This window comes from Synergistaceae bacterium DZ-S4, assembly GCA_025943965.1.
Taxonomy (GTDB): Bacteria; Synergistota; Synergistia; order Synergistales; family Synergistaceae; genus Caenicola; species Caenicola nitritireducens.
This window is the reverse complement of the sequence record JAPCWD010000010.1, coordinates 44,098-61,388: the sequence shown is the minus strand read 5'-3', so window position 1 is coordinate 61,388 and position 17,291 is coordinate 44,098. Positions and strand designations below refer to the sequence as shown.

Annotated in this window: 12 protein-coding genes and 2 tRNA genes; all 14 read right to left on the bottom strand. The window is 50.4% G+C overall.

The window, feature by feature from the left end; translation table 11 throughout:
* Positions 1 to 376: 376 nt before the first annotated feature.
* The 14 genes from rlmB to OLM33_07500 all read right to left on the bottom strand — a co-directional run bounded on the left by rlmB (position 377) and on the right by OLM33_07500 (position 17,262).
* Positions 377 to 1,150 carry a 23S rRNA (guanosine(2251)-2'-O)-methyltransferase RlmB gene (gene rlmB / locus OLM33_07565; protein MCW1713516.1) on the bottom strand — a complete coding sequence of 258 codons (774 nt, stop codon included), beginning with the start codon at positions 1,148 to 1,150 and terminating at the stop codon, positions 377 to 379.
* Entirely contained in the window at positions 1,147 to 3,975 is a 2,829-nt protein-coding gene (gene uvrA, locus OLM33_07560) for an excinuclease ABC subunit UvrA (protein ID MCW1713515.1), read from the bottom strand. Before uvrA ends, rlmB begins: the two co-directional genes overlap by 4 nt.
* Positions 3,905 to 5,947, bottom strand: a complete 2,043-nt coding sequence (uvrB, locus tag OLM33_07555; protein ID MCW1713514.1) for an excinuclease ABC subunit UvrB — start codon at positions 5,945 to 5,947, stop codon at positions 3,905 to 3,907. Before uvrB ends, uvrA begins: the two co-directional genes overlap by 71 nt.
* Positions 5,948 to 6,562: 615 nt before the next feature.
* Positions 6,563 to 6,640, bottom strand: a tRNA-Pro gene (locus OLM33_07550).
* Positions 6,641 to 6,756: 116 nt separating this feature from the next.
* Positions 6,757 to 8,715 (bottom strand): ATP-dependent zinc metalloprotease FtsH, encoded by a 1,959-nt coding sequence (gene ftsH, locus OLM33_07545; protein ID MCW1713513.1) that lies wholly within the window; start codon positions 8,713 to 8,715, stop codon positions 6,757 to 6,759.
* A gap of 478 nt (positions 8,716 to 9,193) precedes the next feature.
* On the bottom strand, positions 9,194 to 9,730 hold the full coding sequence (gene hpt / locus OLM33_07540; GenBank protein MCW1713512.1) for a hypoxanthine phosphoribosyltransferase: 537 nt from the start codon (positions 9,728 to 9,730) through the stop codon (positions 9,194 to 9,196).
* Between the two features lie 69 nt (positions 9,731 to 9,799).
* Complete coding sequence (tilS, locus tag OLM33_07535; protein MCW1713511.1) at positions 9,800 to 10,846, bottom strand: tRNA lysidine(34) synthetase TilS; 1,047 nt, start codon at positions 10,844 to 10,846, stop codon at positions 9,800 to 9,802.
* Positions 10,847 to 11,000: 154 nt separating this feature from the next.
* Positions 11,001 to 11,076, bottom strand: a tRNA-Gly gene (locus OLM33_07530).
* A 54-nt stretch (positions 11,077 to 11,130) separates the two neighbouring features.
* Positions 11,131 to 11,343, bottom strand: a complete 213-nt coding sequence (locus OLM33_07525) for a hypothetical protein (protein MCW1713510.1) — start codon at positions 11,341 to 11,343, stop codon at positions 11,131 to 11,133.
* A gap of 473 nt (positions 11,344 to 11,816) precedes the next feature.
* Complete coding sequence (locus OLM33_07520) at positions 11,817 to 12,704, bottom strand: universal stress protein (GenBank protein ID MCW1713509.1); 888 nt, start codon at positions 12,702 to 12,704, stop codon at positions 11,817 to 11,819.
* An 83-nt stretch (positions 12,705 to 12,787) separates the two neighbouring features.
* Entirely contained in the window at positions 12,788 to 13,675 is an 888-nt protein-coding gene (locus OLM33_07515) for a universal stress protein (GenBank protein ID MCW1713508.1), read from the bottom strand.
* Between the two features lie 215 nt (positions 13,676 to 13,890).
* A complete protein-coding gene (locus OLM33_07510; GenBank protein MCW1713507.1) occupies positions 13,891 to 14,865 on the bottom strand; it encodes a hydroxyacid dehydrogenase in 975 nt (324 codons plus the stop codon).
* A 193-nt stretch (positions 14,866 to 15,058) separates the two neighbouring features.
* Positions 15,059 to 15,928 (bottom strand): universal stress protein, encoded by an 870-nt coding sequence (locus OLM33_07505; protein MCW1713506.1) that lies wholly within the window; start codon positions 15,926 to 15,928, stop codon positions 15,059 to 15,061.
* Between the two features lie 137 nt (positions 15,929 to 16,065).
* Positions 16,066 to 17,262, bottom strand: a complete 1,197-nt coding sequence (locus OLM33_07500) for a hypothetical protein (GenBank protein ID MCW1713505.1) — start codon at positions 17,260 to 17,262, stop codon at positions 16,066 to 16,068.
* Positions 17,263 to 17,291 lie beyond the last annotated feature (29 nt).

Below are 17,291 nucleotides of genomic sequence, written 5' to 3'. Positions count from 1 at the left end.
AGAGTGGGCACGACCCACTCTTCCAGAACTTGCCCCTGAATTAGTATATAAATTGTAGCATTAATCCCCAAAAAAGCAAGCAATTGTGATTTATAGCAGCGTTAACTTAGCAAGGCTTGCGGATCCCCACTTCGACGTATTGGTATACGCCTTCGGCATGTTCCGCTACGTATTGCGTCGTTATCACTCACTCTAAATCCCAATTGCACACTTTTTGCCTTTGTTGAGCATGTCCAAGGGGCAAGGGACAAATTCAACGGCGGAAGTACCTTCCGCAATTGGGGCAGATCGGAGATGATAGCGACGCAACATGCAGTGGTCCAAGCGAAGGCGTATTGGACATACGTCTAAGCGCAGGATCGCAAATGTTGCTAAGTTAGCGCTCCGAGATGCCCCAATTGCTGCGAGTGTATTCGAAAAGTGCAAGTGCCGCCGCCACGGATGCATTCAGCGACCCCGTCTTTCCGGCCATGGGTATATACCTCAGCTCGTCGCATGACTTTGCAACTGACTGGCCCAGGCCGGCGCCTTCTGCGCCTATCACTATGGCCAGCCTTGGGGGCATGTCTTCCTTGAAGAGGGTCTCCTCTGCGTCCATTGAAAGGCCCACCACCCAGAAGTTGGCCTCCTGGAGCAGCCTTATTGTTTGGGAAACATTGCCTGTCTTTGCTATAGGCAGCCTCAGCGCAGCCCCTGCGCTCGTCTTGACGACTGTCCCCGTGGGAAGGGCTCCTCCCCGTTTGGGTATCATCACTGCGGACGCACCCGCTGCTTCGGCGCTCCTTATGACGGCGCCCAGATTGTGCGGGTCCTGAAGATGGTCGCACAGGATGACCATGGCAGGCTCAGGCGCCTCTGGAAGCATTTGGATGAGTTCCTCCGCCTCCCACAGCTTCATCGGAGCCATGTAAGCAACTACGCCCTGATGGTTCTCCTTGCCGGTCATCTTGTCCATTGCAGCGGATTCGACCGTCTGGAGGACGATGTTGGCAGACCGGCAGAGTTCCTGCAATCTGGCCCTTATGTGGGGCTGGACTGTCTTCGAGATGATCACCTTCATGCACCTCTCAGGCGACTCCTCAAGCAGTGAGAATACCGGGTTTCTTCCCCAGCATATATCTTCGTTTATTGTTGCCTTTTCTTCCCTCATCCGGCCTTCCTGCCTTCCCTCGTGTCGTTGAAGAATGCCGCGAGGTACTTTCCCGTAGGTCCGCCGGAAGCGGCGATCTCCTCGGGAGTTCCCTTTGCGATAAGGTCCCCGCCCCTTCGTCCTCCTTCCGGGCCGAGATCCATAATATAGTCTGTCGATGCAAGCACATCCAGGTTATGTTCTATCACAAGGACTGAGCTTCCGTGGTCGACCAGTTTGTGCAGCAGCTTCAGCAGCTTCTTCACATCATTGTAGTGAAGGCCTGTCGTCGGTTCGTCAAGAAGATAGAGGGTGTTGCCCCTGAACTTCTTGCCGAGTTCCGTGGCCAGCTTCACCCTCTGCGCCTCGCCGCCGCTCAGTGTCGGCGCTGGCTGTCCGAGCCTGATGTAGCCAAGCCCCGCTTCCTGTATTACCTTCAGTTTGTTGGCGATCCTGGGAATGTCCTTGAAATGCTCCGCTGCCTCGTCAACGGTGAGATCGAGCACATCAGCTATCGAGAGCTCCTTGTACTTCACTTCGAGAGTCTCCCTGTTGTACCTTGTCCCTTTGCAGACGTCGCATTTAACATATACATCCTGCAGGAAGAGCATTGAGACCTTAAGTTCACCGTCACCTTTGCAGGACTCGCAGCGTCCGCCCTTTACATTGAAGCTGAAACGCCCCGGCAGATATCCCCTCAGTTTTGATTCGGGAAGCTGAGCGTAAAACTCCCTTATCGGGGTAAAGACGCCCGTGTATGTTGCGGGGTTCGAGCGCGGCGTGCGACCTATCGGGCTCTGATCGACGAGGACAACGTTTTTCAGGGACTCATATCCGGATATGCTCTCAAATTTCCCTGCGCGGTCCCTGTATTCCCTGTCAAACCTTCCCTTCAGCCCCTTATAGAGTATCTCGTATAAGAACGTACTTTTGCCCGAGCCTGAAACTCCGCTGAGCGCGGCAAATACCCCGAGCGGGACATCTATGTCAATATTCTTAAGGTTATTTTCACGGCATCCCGTCACCCTGATTTTGCCCTTAGGCTTCCTTCTTTTGAGTTTGGGCCTGTACGTGCCGTCTGCCTCACCTCTGAGGTAGAGAGCCGTCGGGGTGTCTCCGTTGAGTATGTCAGAGTAGCTGCCGCAGGCGATAAGGTCGCCGCCGTTCTCTCCCGCACCGGGACCAAGTTCCAGGATGTAGTCTGCCGCCATCATCGTATCCCTGTCATGTTCAACGACTATGACAGTGTTCCCGATATCCCTGATATCCTTCAGCGTATCAAGAAGCCTGTTCGTGTCCTTCGGATGCAGGCCGATCGTCGGTTCGTCAAGCACGTAAAGCACACCGGTCAGTTGTGAGCCTATCTGGGTCGCAAGCCTTATCCTCTGGCTCTCCCCGCCGCTCAAAGTGTCCGCCCGCCTGGAAAGGCTCAAATATCCCGCCCCTACGTTGTTGAGGAAAGCGAGCCTTTTGCGTACCTCTGTCAGTGCCTGCCCTACTATCTTCTGCTCCCTGGCCCCCAGCTCCATCGAATCCAGGATTTTGATGAGCTCCTCAATAGGCATCTCCGTAAGCTGTGCAATATTGTATCCGCCAAGTGTTACCGCAAGCACCTCGGGCTTCAGCCTTGCCCCGCTGCAGGTCTGACATATGTCCTCCGCGCGGTAGCGAAGCAGTTCTTCCCTGTAGCTTTCCGATTCAGTTTCCCCCAGCCGTTTCTCCAGCCACGGCAAAAGTCCCGGATAATGTCCGTTGTACTCCCAGTCGCCGTTTCTGTCGCTGAATATCATCGGGATGACCTCGTCGGACCCGTTCAAAAGTGCATCTTTAGCCCCTTCCGGAAGATCTTTAAAGGGTTTTGAAAGATCCCACCCGTGTCGGGCAGCCAGAAGTTCAGCCTTCTGGATCATGTACTTCATGCTCTTCCAGGGTAAGAAACCTCCGTCACCGATCGGGTAATCAGGGTTTACCGCAAGATCTTCAGAAAAGTGGAGGTGTACGCCCAGCCCGGAACAGTCGGGACAGGCGCCGTATGGGTTGTTGAATGAGAATAGCCTGGGCTCGATCTCCGGAAGGCTGATCTCGCAGTCCGGGCATATGTACTTTTCTGTAAGTTCCAGGTCCTCCATGCCTTCGGATATAAGAAGGACAAAACCTTCCGACAGTTTCATCGCCATTTCGACAGCCTCTGAGAGGCGCTGGCGGTTCTCTTCCCTTACTCTTAGCCTGTCGATCACACATTCGATCGAATGCTTTTTTTTCTTGTCAAGATCGATATCCTCTTCAAGCCAAAGCACCGTCCCGTCCACCCTGGCCTTTAGATACCCCTGCTGACGGAGCTTTATGAGAAGATTCTTATACTCTCCCTTTTTACCCTTGATCAGGGGAGAAAGAATCTCAAGGGGTTTGCCGTCATAATCTCTGTAGATCTTGTCAACTATCTCGTCCACGCTGTAACGGCGAACTTCTTTGCCACAGCTTGGGCAGTGCGGGGTACCGGCTCGCCCGAAAAGAAGCCTCAGATAGTCGTAGATTTCTGTTACAGTCCCAACCGTTGACCGCGGATTGTGCCCCGACCCCTTCTGCTCTATGGATATGGCCGGAGAAAGCCCGCTTATGTCATCAACATCGGGCTTGTCGGACATCCCCAGGAACTGCCTTGCGTATGAGGAGAGTGATTCCACATATCGTCTCTGTCCCTCTGCATATATGGTATCGAACGCAAGCGAGGATTTGCCGGAGCCCGAAGGCCCGGTGACCACAACAAGCTTGTTTTTAGGAATTTCTGCGTTTATGTTTTTTAAGTTGTGCTGTCTGGCCCCTGTAATTTTTATGCTTTGTTCCAATTTTCGCATCGCCTTTCAGTCTCTGTATAGTATCCCTGAGTTCAGCCGCCGTCTCAAAGTCCAGCTTTTCGACCGCGGACCACATCTGCCTTTCAAGTTCATGTATGTCAGGCGTACCCTCGTCGCCCCTTAGCGGGGAAGCCGCCCTCATCCCTGCGTAGCCGTTTTCCCCGATGAGTTCCGCGGGCAGGAGATCCTTTACGGCCTTTGATATCGTCCGTGGTATTATTCCGTGTTCTTCATTATATGCTATCTGGCGGTTTCTTCTTCTTTCTGTCTCCTTCATTGCAGCCTCAATGCTGTCGGTTATCCTGTCGGCGTAGAGTATTACTTTCCCCGCCTGGTTTCTTGCCGCCCTTCCTATCATCTGTATCAGCGACCTGTGGGACCTCAGATATCCCTCACGGTCGGCATCCAGGATGGCGACGAGCGAGACCTCCGGCAGGTCTATGCCTTCCCTCAGGAGGTTGACACCGACAAGCACCGCAAATACGCCAAGCCTCAGGTCACGAAGCAACTCTGCCCGCTCAAACGTATCAAGCTCGGAGTGTATGTACCGGACCTTTATTCCCAGTTCAGCCATGTACTCAGCAAGGTCCTCGGCAGAACGCTTTGTAAGAGTTGATATCAGCACCCGCTGCCCTGCGTCTATTATCGGACGTACCTCTGCGAGAAGGTCATCTACCTGCCCCGTGGCAGGATGGACCTCAACTATGGGGTCTGTTACACCCGTAGGCCGTATAAGCTGTTCGACGACCTTCTCCGAATGGGCGAACTCATAATCACCCGGAGTGGCGGATATAAAGAGTGCGTTCTTAAGCAGGGGCTCATACTCTTCCCATTTCAGGGGCCTGTTGTCGAGACAGGAGGGAAGCCTGAATCCGTGTTCGACCAGCACTTCCTTCCTCGCCCTGTCGCCGTTGTACATTCCCCTGACCTGGGGAAGCGTCATGTGCGACTCGTCAATAAATTTTAATGAATCATCGGGAAAGAAGTCCATCAGTGTTCCCGGCGCGTCTCCCGGTTCGCGGCCATCCAGAAATCGGGAATAGTTCTCTATCCCTGAACAGTATCCGACCTCAAGCAGCATTTCGAGGTCATACTTGGTCCTCATTTTGAGCCTCTGGGCCTCGACGATCTTGCCTGATGACTCAAGTTCTGTGACTCTGTCTGTCAATTCCTTATCTATAAGCTCAGCTGCGTTGTTTATGGCATCGGAAGAGGTCACATAGTGCTGCGCAGGGAATATCCCTGTGTGATCTTTGCTGAGGACAGCCTTCCCGCTTACCGGGTCGATCTCCTCGATGCGCTCTATTTCGTCTTCGAAGAAGATGACTCTGACGGCGGTGTCGCTGTATGCCGGATAGATCTCCATCGACTCTCCTCTGCTCCGGAAGTTTCCGGGCTGGAGCACCAGGTCGTTGCGCTGGTAGTAGTTGTCCAGAAGCCTCGTCATGAAAGTCCTGCGGTCCCACTGCTCGCCTACTGCGAAACGAAAAATGGCATCCTCATAGTTCTTTCTCTTTCCAAGGCCATATATGCACGATACACTGGCAACTACGATGACGTCGCGCCGCTCGAGCAGGGCCTTTGTCGTGGCAAGGCGAAGCTTCTCGATGCGTTCGTTTACAGAGGCATCCTTCTCAATATAAATGTCCTGCGCCGGCATATAGGCCTCCGGCTGGTAATAATCGTAATAACTGACAAAATAATTCACTGAGTTCTCGGGGAAAAATTCCTTGAACTCGCTGTAAAGCTGCGCAGCCAGAGTCTTATTGTGGGCCATTACAAGAGTAGGCCTCTGCAGCCGCTGGATGACATTTGCCATAGTGAACGTCTTCCCGCTGCCGGTGACCCCAAGCAGTGTCTGCACAGCCCCCTGTTTTTCAAATCCCCTGACAAGCCGCTCGACAGCCTCAGGCTGATCCCCGGACATAGGCCAGGGTGAAAAGAGCTTGAATTCCTCAGACATAAGTCCACTCCTCCGGAAGAAATGCAACCTTGATAATATATAGCTTTTTAAGGAATGCGTCATCCGTGTTTCCCCCGAAAGGGGGAAGCGGCATGAAGATGTCGCGGGTAATTTGCAGCGTCAACGCTGCGGTGAACTTGCAGAAGAGACCGTGCTGCAGAGATTTTGCCTGACTAAGTCAGGCGGCGAATCAAGGTCTTTTAAACCGTCTTCCCCTAATGCCTAAATCGGGGATCCATTGTCTCTAGATCCTTGCTATAACTAAACTTATAGTCCCTAAAACCAGAGCGGGATTCCCGATCTCAAAGCGCATTCGAAATAGTTCAAATGCTAAGGAGTTTTTAAATGTTTCCTTAACAGGAAGCGGCATTTTCCTGATAAGAAGCGTCCGGGAACGACGGATAGTAAGGCCAATGCCTGGGGAGACGGTGATTTTGAAACTTCGCGGCCTTTGGCCGCAATTCCCCGCAAAGCGAAGCGAGCAAATTCCCCAGCGACGAACGTCGCGAATTCACCGCAGCCAAAGGCTGCAAATTCCCCGAACCTGGCCTTGTAACTACAACTGAACAACAAAAAAGCTCAGCAAAAAAATTTCGCTGAGCTTTTTTGAATTCTTGGTCGGGATAGTCGGATTCGAACCGACGACCCCCTGCTCCCAAAGCAGGTGCGCTAACCAGGCTGCGCTACATCCCGTGACGATGGGCATTATAGCATAAATCATCCTTGTGTGGGGAAATGAACGGCTGTGATTTAGATTTAAATACATTCCAACAAAAAAGGAGCCTTTCGGCTCCTTTCGGGTAGTTTCTTTACTCTTCTTCCTCGTCAGGATCTTCGTCGTCTTCGTCAGGGTCTTCCGCACTCTCCTGAGCCTTCTTTTTTTCCTCTTCTTCGCCCTCAGAGCCGTTGTCCTCTTCAGTTCCGTTCTCATCGTTTTCGGAATAAGCTTCCTCCTCGTCCGTCACTGCAGGGACTACCGGAGCTTCTTTCTTCGGGTAGCCGAGAAGCTCATCAAGCTCATCACCCTCAAGGACTTCCTTCTCAAGAAGCAGAGCTGTTATCTCCTCCAGGCGTTCGCTGTGTTCCGTAAGGATATTCTTCGCAAGATTGAAGCATTCATCTATTATGCTGCGGACTTCCTGGTCTATCGCATATGCTATCTCTTCGCTGTAGTTCCGGTCCTCCATGATATCCCTGCCAAGAAATACCTCATGCTGCTTCCTGCCGAGAGTCACCAGTCCAAGCCTGTCGCTCATCCCAAACTGTGTGACCATCTGCCGGGCTATCTGCGTTGCCCTCTCAAGGTCGTTGGAAGCGCCTGTTGTGACATCTCCAAATTTCAGCAGCTCAGTCACACGTCCGCTGAGCAATATCGTTATCCTGTCTGAAAGTTCCTTCTTTGAGATGAGGAACCGGTCCTCTTCGGGCAGCTGCAGTGTGTAACCAAGTGCCATGTGGCCTCTCGGTATTATTGAGATCTTGTGTACAGGGTCGCTGCCGTCTATCTTGCTTGCCACCAGTGCATGTCCGGCTTCATGATAGGCGATGATCTCTCGCTCTTTCTTGCTTATAACGCGGCTCTTGCGTTCAGGACCTGCCATGACCCTGTCAATAGCCTCTTCGAACTCGGCCATGCCAAGCTTGTCCTTGTTTCTACGGCCTGCAAGGAGTGCAGCTTCATTAACGAGGTTCGCGATGTCAGCGCCCACAAAACCCGGGGTCCTTCTCGCGATAACATCAAGGTCTACTTCCTTGCTTATCTTCTTGTCCTTGAGGTGGACCTTCAGAATATCCCGTCTTCCGTTTACATCCGGCCTGTCAACTACTATCTGTCTGTCAAAACGGCCCGGGCGGAGCAATGCCGGATCAAGAATGTCAGGCCTGTTGGTCGCGGCGAGGAGTATTATGCCTGTTCCCGCCTCAAAACCGTCCATCTCGACCAGCAGCTGGTTCAGTGTCTGCTCCCGTTCATCGTGTCCGCCTCCGAGCCCTGCTCCGCGATGGCGTCCGACCGCATCGATCTCGTCTATAAAAATGATGCAGGGCTGATTTTTGCGCGCCTGCTCAAATAGGTCCCTCACACGTGCAGCACCGACACCAACGAACATTTCGACAAAATCGGATCCGCTGATGCTGAAGAAGGGAACATTGGCCTCTCCTGCAACTGCCCTGGAAAGCAGCGTCTTTCCGGTTCCCGGAGCGCCCAGCAGCAGTACACCGCGAGGAACTTTAGCTCCCAGCCTTGTAAACTTAGACGGGTCCCTGAGGAATTGCACGACCTCCTCAAGTTCCTCTTTTGACTCGTCACAGCCCGCAACATCATCAAAAGTAACTTTGGGCCTGTTGTCCATGAAGAGTTTTGCTTTGCTCTTCGCAAAGCCCATCACCTTGTTCCCGCCGCCCTGCATGTTGTATATGAAATAGATCCATACGCCTATCAGGAGCAGAGTGGGCAGCAGCGATGTCAAAAGTGCCGTCAGCCAGGAGTTCTTGGGAGGAGGTACCACCTCGACCTCAACGCCCTTCTGGGCTATCTCGCTCGGGAGTGTCCCGGGATCAAGGATGTATGTCGTAAACTCCTTGCCGGATTTGAGCGTTCCTTTCAGCTGTTCATGGTCGATCTTTACTTTCGTTACATTGCCCAGGTTGACTTCATTCAGAAACTGGCTATAAGGAAGCACTTCGACAGTCTGACCTGCCTTGTTCCCGTCAGGGGTCAGAAAAACATTGACCAGGCTGACGACAAGGACGATCAGTATTATGTACATCCCTACATTTTTAGAGGTTTTCTTCAAACGTGTGACCTCACTTTCGTGCGATTGTTTTTCAAGTGTTGCTTCTTCTATCCGACAAATGGTGGCTTTTGATATTCCGTTTTTTAAGGCAGCTGAACGTTTGTAAAGACTGGCAAGCGATTGGCAAGCAGTCGTGAAACCTTAAAAATCTTAAATCTAAGCCGCTGGATTCCCGTTAAGTTTCGTCCGGGAATGACGGTGCTTTTGGTTCTGACGACCGCTCAGCTATTGCTTAGCCATGCTCAGCTATTGCTCAGTCGCCCCTCTTGGATGCGAAGCGCTGCAAATTCTCCGCGGAGTTTTGCTCCGCAATTTCCCCCTGCAATTGGGGCAGATCGGAGATGATAACGACGCAACATGAAATTGTACTAGCTAATACGTATTAGTCATACGTCGAAGCGACGGATAATGAATGTTGTTAAGTTAGCGCTTCGAGATACCCCAATTGCCGCTACGCGACGGGCTCGGCGATGAAGACCGCCGGCAGATGGCGGAACATTCCGGCGTAATCCAGGCCGTAGCCGATCACAAATTCATCAGGGATGGTAAACCCCGTATACTCGACCTTCACAGTTTCCTTGCGGCGGTCAGGCTTGTCGAGCAGAACGCAGATCGCAAGGCTCTGAGGCCTGCGTTCGAGCAGCAGCGACTTTATGTACTTCAGCGAAAGGCCGGTATCAACTATATCCTCTATTATAAGCACATTTTTGCCGTATATGTCCGTGCTCAGGTCCTTCTGTATTTGCACTACCCCGCTGCTCTTCGTAGATGCCCCGTATGAAGATATCGCCAGGAAGTCGATCCTGACATCCACTTCAGGGCTTATGTGCCTGATAAGGTCGGCAAGGAATATCACCGCGCCTTTAAGAACACAGACACAGATCAGCTGCTTACCGGCGTAATCCCTGCTCAGCTGTTCTCCCAGTTCCTTTATCTTCGCCTGAAGTTTTTCTTCAGAAATAAGGGTCTTGCCTATCTTATATTCCAAATGAGAAACACTCCCTGAGGACAAAGTTTATTCTGCTCAAAAACATTAGACATAATAACATAATTATTACTATCTCGCCCACCATGGGAGCTCTTCTTTTCGGGCATTTTGCCTATTTTCGTCTGCGCCTTTTGCGATATCTTTGCGATGCAGCCAGCCCATACCCCTGTTCGACCAACAAATTTCAATATCTCTCGCCCACTGGAAACGCCATTTGCCGCCCTTTCGGATCAGTGAGAGCAGTTTCATTGTTCTGTCTCTGTCAAGCCTGGGGAGGTCCAGCAGCACGCCCTGGAGCCTGAGCATATCCGCCAGTTCTGTATCCTTGACGTTTTTTATGAATGCCGGAGACCAGCATACGATCGCCGGAGGTATGGTTATTGAAGCTTCTGAAATCAGCCTTTCCGTGTTTTTCTTTTTATTTTCAAGTTCTGCGTCTATCTGCTTGGAAAGCCCCAGCATAACTGACTCGAAGTTCGGGTTCATGTTCTCCCTTATCCACGGGATCAGCACTTCCCTGACCCTGTTTCTCCTGTAGACGGTGTCGGCGTTGCTTGCGTCCTCCCGCCATTCGACCCCGTTATCCCTGAGGATCTCCCTCAGCTCATCCCTTCGGAAATCTATTATCGGGCGGACTATCATTCCCCTCCTCTCGGGGATCCCTCTCAGTCCCTCCAGTCCCGTCCCTCTGAAAAGGTTCATCAGCTGGGTCTCTACTACGTCGTCAGCAGAGTGGCCGACAGCAATGAAGGGCAGCCCCTCCGCCTCCGCAGTTTCATAGAAATGGGTGTAGCGCTCCCTTCTGCCCGCCATTTCAAAAGACTCGCCCGTCAGCCGTTCCTTGTATACCTCGACGGTTTTGACAATGCATTTGATGCCCCACTTTTCGCATAGCTCAACAGAGAACTCCGCATCCCTGTGGGACATACCCTCCCGCGTACAGTGGTCAAGATGTGCGGCGACGATCCTACCTTTGTAAAAACGGTGAAGGAGCCATAGCATTGCCACAGAGTCCCCGCCGCCCGAAAGCGCGGCAACAAGTCCCTCAGAATCCCACCAGCCCTGGCGCTTTCCTGCTGCTGTAAGTTTATTATGATAAGATATATCCTTTTTCATGCTAGTTCTCCTGATCTCAGCTGAATTATCTTCGGTCAATTTTACAAAACAACAGAGCGGGTAATTTTACTTCAACATGCCACAATACTATACACACAATAAGCTTTTTAAGAAAGAAAAAAGCCCCTGCCAAAGGCGGGGGCTTTGAACATTCTGGAGCGGAAAACGGGACTCGAACCCGCGACCTACGGCTTGGAAGGCCATCGCTCTACCAGCTGAGCTATTTCCGCGCAACGGGGGAATAATATCACTCCATTCATTCCCCTGTCAAGTGCAATTGGGATTTATAGCGGCGTTAACTTAGCTTTTTTTAAAGTATATGAATAATTTCTCGCGGCATCGGCCGCATCTTCTGTGAAGTGCTCGTAACTGTCGGTGATCTTCTGCTCAACCGCATTGTATGTCCTTAATGAAAAAAGGGCAGTGATCAGGAAAAATGGGATAATGTATACACAAATGTTGATCTGTTTAAAGAGTTTTATGTTTTTCTCGTTCATTCAACACATCCCCAATTTGAGAGAGAAACGTCAGAGACAGACGGGGACTGCATCCGTCTGGAGTCGATCAGTAATCAGCTGCAAATCTATTGCGAATCGGCGGTATCAAATACCGGTCTGCCGGCAAGCGAGAGTAATAGACAAGCAGTCGTTCAAGGCATGTAGAATCCCCGATTTAAGAATGCGGGACGGTTCACAAGGTTTTCATTCACCGCAGCTTACAAAGCTGTAGTTTCTCCGAAACGCAACGCGTTGCAAATCCTCCACAACTGGTTTTGTCGCAAATTCTCAGTGGCTTGAAAAGCCACAGCCCTTAAATTCTCCGCAGCCAATAGGCTGTAATTTCCTCACGACCCTCGGTCGCAGACCCATACCAATATTTTACTTATGATCAATATAAAATGGCAACCCCTATAAAGAAGCTGCCATTTGTGGTGTTCTTATTCTTTGATCGGAATGCTCAATGCAGCATCTCACCGTTTTGTAGGGATGAGCAGGATGGAACAGGGGGCCTTTATCGCAACTTTGCTGCTGACGCTTCCAAGGAAGAACTCCTTCACGTATCCTCTGCCCTGGCTTCCCATAACTACGAGCGGGATGCCGTTTTCCTCTACTGTTTTTATTATCTCGACAGCGGGCGAACCGTATTTTACAACCACGTCTACTTCGATCTCTCCCCTGTCCTGAAGCAGCTTTTTCATGCCTTCAAGCCTTGCTTTGTCTATCCTGTTGAATTCTTCGACCCTCTCATCAAGATGAGGGCTTATTTTTGCTGCATCCTGGACATGGAGGAGAGTCACCTTCCTGGCATTCCCGGGAGCGATTTCAAGAACTTTGGAAAACGCGACATCAGCGTTTTCTGAGAAGTCGGTCGGGTATAGCAGGTGGTCTGCTACCTGACATCCGTCTATTACGACCTTTCCATCCTCTTCGATTTTGTCGTCCCTCCTCGTCCTCATTATCAGAAGGGGCATGGATACTGAGTGCATGAGGTCGTTTGCAAGGGTGCTGAAGTATACGTCGCCGGATGATGATCGCTTTCTTGCCCCCGTGACAATAAGTGAATACCCTTCGGAGGCGGCAACCTTTTCGATTTCTCCGGCAGGATACCCCGCCAGTACCCGTGTTTCTACCTCAAATCCCGCCTCCATGAGTTTCTTTTTATTGTCTGCAAATGCGTCCTCGTATTTCTGGAGAGGAACATTCGATTGCCCTCTTGTGTAATCGATCACTTCTTCTATTGTCCTGTATTGTATCAACAGGCACTTTTTCGCTCCGTATGCCTTAAGCCTTTCCACGCAGCCCATCAGCGCAAGGGAATCATCTGACAGATCGACAGCAACCACGAATTTTTCAAACATTTTTCTCTCCTCCTACTCAATATTTACTCACAGAGAAAAATTGTCAATAAACCTATAGCTCACTTGTCCGCCCGGTGATCTGTTCAGCGTCTTGTCGGTATCAGCAGTACCGAAGAGGGGCTTAGTCTCGCAATGTTCTGGCTCACGCTGCCCAGGAAAAACTCTTTGACGTATCCTCTTCCCTGGCTGCCCATTACAACGAGTTTCACTTCGGCATCCTCGACAAGTCTAAGTATCTCAAGAGAAGGCGACCCATACCTGACCGCCGTTTCGACTTCTGCCTTCCCTTCTTTTTCAAGCATGTCCTTCATTCCTTTAAGCCTTGCCTCATCAAGTTTGTTGAACTCCTTTATCCTGCTCTCCAAATGGGGACTGATCTTCGATTTGTCCTGCACGTGAAGGAGAGTTATCTTCTGCACGCTGCCCGCTGCCATCTCCTTTATGTACCTGAAGGCGATGTCCGCATTATCGGAGAAATCTGTCGGATAGAGGATATGGCTGCTGAGATCCGCTTTTTCTACTGCCGAAAGTTCATCTTCATCTGCGCCGACAGGATCATCAGTCCTTATCTGCATTACCGGATACTGTGCCGAGTGGATAAGGTCATTTGCGATCCTCCCGAAGCAGACCTCACCCGAAGGAGTATATTTCCTTGACGCAACGACAGTGAGAGAATAACCTTCTTCTTCGCATATCTTGTTGACATGGGCAGGAGAAAAGCCCGGGAGGGTCCTTGTTTCAACTTCAAATCCCTCCGCCTCTATCTGTTTCTTGTGCATTGAAAGAGTTTTTTCATACTCGTAAACGAGTTCATTCGAGTATATGCCGGAAAAATCGACTATCTCGTTCAGGTCCACGAACTGAAGCAAAAGGCATTTCTTCGCTCCGAACGTTTTCAATCCGCCTATTGACGACATCGATATTGCAAAGTCCTTTGATATGTCGGTTGCTACAATAAACTTCTCGAACATCTTGACCCCCTCCTTTCAGAGATACCTGAAACTTTCTCCACTTTCGCAAAGAGATATGTGATATCTCTTTACTTCGTTAGTGTAATTATACATTATTTAAAAAATAATTGCACAACAATTAAATCGAAAATACCCATCCCCTGCACCCATAGAGGAGGACCGCCCTTCCTGCCAGAAAGGGCGGTCCTCTTTACTGCTTTTAATGATGCATGCTCTTATTTGAGGTTTTTTGCGTAATCGGGGTTTATGAGGCTGTCGGGGGTCTTGCCTTTCAGTATCTGTATTACAGAATCAGATGTCCCCTGTGTCTCTCTGGCAAGGCATTCCATGGTCCATCCTGCAAGGTGTGGCGTGCAAAGGACATTGTCCAGTGCAAAGAGCGGGTTGTCCTTTGATGTGGGTTCCACGCTGTATACATCTATTCCGGCACCGGCGATCCGGTTTTCACGCAGTGCCTCAACAAGGGCCTCCTCATCTACAAGGGCTCCCCTTGCAGTATTGACAAGATATGCGCTCTTTTTCATCTTCCTGAGTTTATCCCTGTCTATGAAGCCGCAGGTTTCGTCGCATAGCTGACAGTGGATGGAAATGACGTCGCTCTTTTCAAGAAGTGTATCCATGTCGACTGACAGTGCCCCGGCAGCCGAGATCCTTTCGGGGTCAGCATAGGGGTCATAACATAAAAGATCGACCCTGAAGGGCTTAAGCATTTCGGCAAGGCTTGATCCCGCAGCGCCCAGTCCTATTATACCCACTGTCTTTCCAGTCAGCTCAGATGCCTGGAGGGCTTCGCTCTTCCATCCCCCGTTCTTCTGGATCTCCGTCGACTTTGGCATAAGCTTTAAAAGGGCCATCATCAGGGTGAGGGCATGTTCCGCTACACTGACCCTGTTGGCTCCCGGAGTGTAAGTTACGGCAACACCATAGTCAGTCGCCGCTTCTACATCAATATTGTTTGGGACAGAGCCGCACTTGGCAATTATCTTGAGGTTTGTTGCGGCCGCTATGACATTCCTTGTAAATTTGCCCCTGGCTGTACAGACCACGGCATCCGCATCCCCTATCAGTTCGATGAGTTCCTTCTCATCAGTGTAACTGTTGTCAGGATCTCCGAACCTTACACTGCCGACCTGATCCATCAACAGATGGAGTTCACGTACTTCGCATTCGACTACGACGATATCATACATATAAAGACCTCCGGATCATTCATTTACACTGCGCTGAAAATTTCAATTAAAGCAAAATTGGTCATTGTCAGGCAACGCGGGTATATTATCCACCAAAATCGGCACAGATGCACCCTCTTTCCGTTTTTTTGAAAGAAAGAGAGAAAGCTCCCTTTGCGGGAGCTTTCCCTGGCGTTGCCGAGCCTGAACTGGATCAGTCCCTCTTTGCCGGTATCAGCAATACCGGAACGGGCAACTGGCGGGCAATGTTGTGGCTAACGCTTCCAAGGAAGAATTCGTTGACGAACCCCCTGCCCTGGCTTCCCATCATCACCATTTCCGCAGATAGTTCCCTTGCGCTTTTCAGGATCTCCGCAGAGGGCGAGCCATATTTGAGCACTGTTTGTACCTCGGGACATCCCTTCTCCAGCAGCAGTTTTTTCATCGCCTCAAGCCTTCCGGTATCTATCCGGTTGAACTCCTCTATCTTGTCGTCGAGGTAAGGCGATATCCTGTATTCATCCTGGATGTGGATCAGAGAGATCTTATCTTTGATCATAGGTATCATTTTGATCAGATAATTGAAAGCATACTCCGAATTTTTGGAGAAATCTGTTGCGAAGAGCACATGGCCCGCTACGTTCCCGGGCAGTTTGTAACGCTCATATTCTTGAGAAGTCTTTCCGTCAGCTGACTTGAATATGTAGGTCGGTATCCTGGCACTGTGTATGAGCTCGTTCGCCATGGAGCCGAAAATATGCCTGTCGGACCCAACTGCTATGATCGAATATTTTTCATCTACCGCTATCTTGTTAACATGCGATGCTGAAAGACCTTCAAGCACCCTTGTCTCCACCTTGAACCCCAGACTTTCAAGCGCCGACTTCTGATTCTCAAGATTCTTGTTGAAATCCTCAAATACAGTAGGTTTGTAAAAACTGTCAACTCCAAGCACATCAAGGGTCCCCCAGAAATGGAGGAGCAATATCTCTTCTGTTCCAAATCCCTTGAGCCCTCCTGAAGAGTTTACCAACGCCAACGATTCCCTCGTAAAATCAGATGCCACTATTGCACGTTTGAACATTGCTGCTCCCCCCTTGGATAGATTTGAAATGTTTTTATTGTTCTACAATGATATATAACATTGTTATCTCTTCAAAGCAAGAGCGCAAATACTTTTTAAACAAGAAAAGTGATAAAGCAATCGGAAGTATATTATAATCAGGCTCTTCCTTCATTAAGCATGTCAATTTTGGAAAGGAGTGAAAGCAGGTAGAGAAGGACCGCCCCGTTCGCTGTAAGGACTATTCCAATGACAGGTCCCGGGATAAGGTTCCTTATCAGCATAGATGTCCCAAAAATTATAGAGAGGGTGTTCAGGGTCGTCTGGGTAATGAGCAGTTTTGTGATCACGGGCGGCATTTGAGCCGTCTTCTTTTGCTCTCCGCTGAACAGCGAAGTGAGCATTTTTACAAGCGGTATGGCGCCTCCTCCGATATTCAGGAACGCTATGATCAGAGTCAGCCATGGGAGCATTATCCCGGGGACTATGCATGAGATTATCCCCATGGATGCAAAAAGGAGCCCAAGAAAAACAAGCGGCCATGTCCTTGTGAAGGACCTCAGCGGAGTATTTCCAAAAGCTGTCATCTGGATGGACATTATGACCACAAGGAGTCCAAGCTGGGCGCTCCCTGAAAAGGGCAGAAGGCCGAAAGTAACGGGTATAAGCAGCAGCCCAAGCAAGACCATGAATATACCTGTGATGAGGATGACCGCCCTATCGTCCGAAAGGCTTATGCCTCCCGGCGGCCTCTTTGCGGCGGCCGGATAGAGTGCGTAGACCTTATAGAGCACCGCGGTGAGTGAAAGGATCAGCAAACCGTACAGAAGCACTGAAAATGCCGTCAGAGATTCCGGGATGAAATCTTTATCGAGCAGCAGTATGGAGATCACTATTGAGAGGGAATAGAGGGCGGCACAGTTTACTGCAAGCTTCATCAGTATCCCCCCCTTCTTTTTCCAAAGCGGGAATTTATCTTTGGAGAAGAGCATCTGCAGCAGAAGGATCATACCTCCGGGTCCGAAACACATAAACAGCATGGCCCTCGGAATGCTTTTTAGAAGGTCGGGAACGAAACATGTGACTATGCCTATACAGGCAATGATAATGCCGAGCATCAAAACCGGAAGCGTCCTTTGGGAGATGCCGCCAAACGGCGTTTTGCCAAGTACAGTGATCTGGAGCGCATATATGAATATCAGAAGTCCGTACAGGCCGTTTTCATAGTAGGGCACTTTGCCCGAGTAAACGGCAAAAAGCAAAAGTCCCGCAATGACCATCGTCAGACCCGCGATAAGCAGTATGACAAGGTCTGACGGTATGTCTGCTCTTTTTGAATACCACCCGGCGGACATATTCAAGGCTTCCTCACCATCATCTCCGC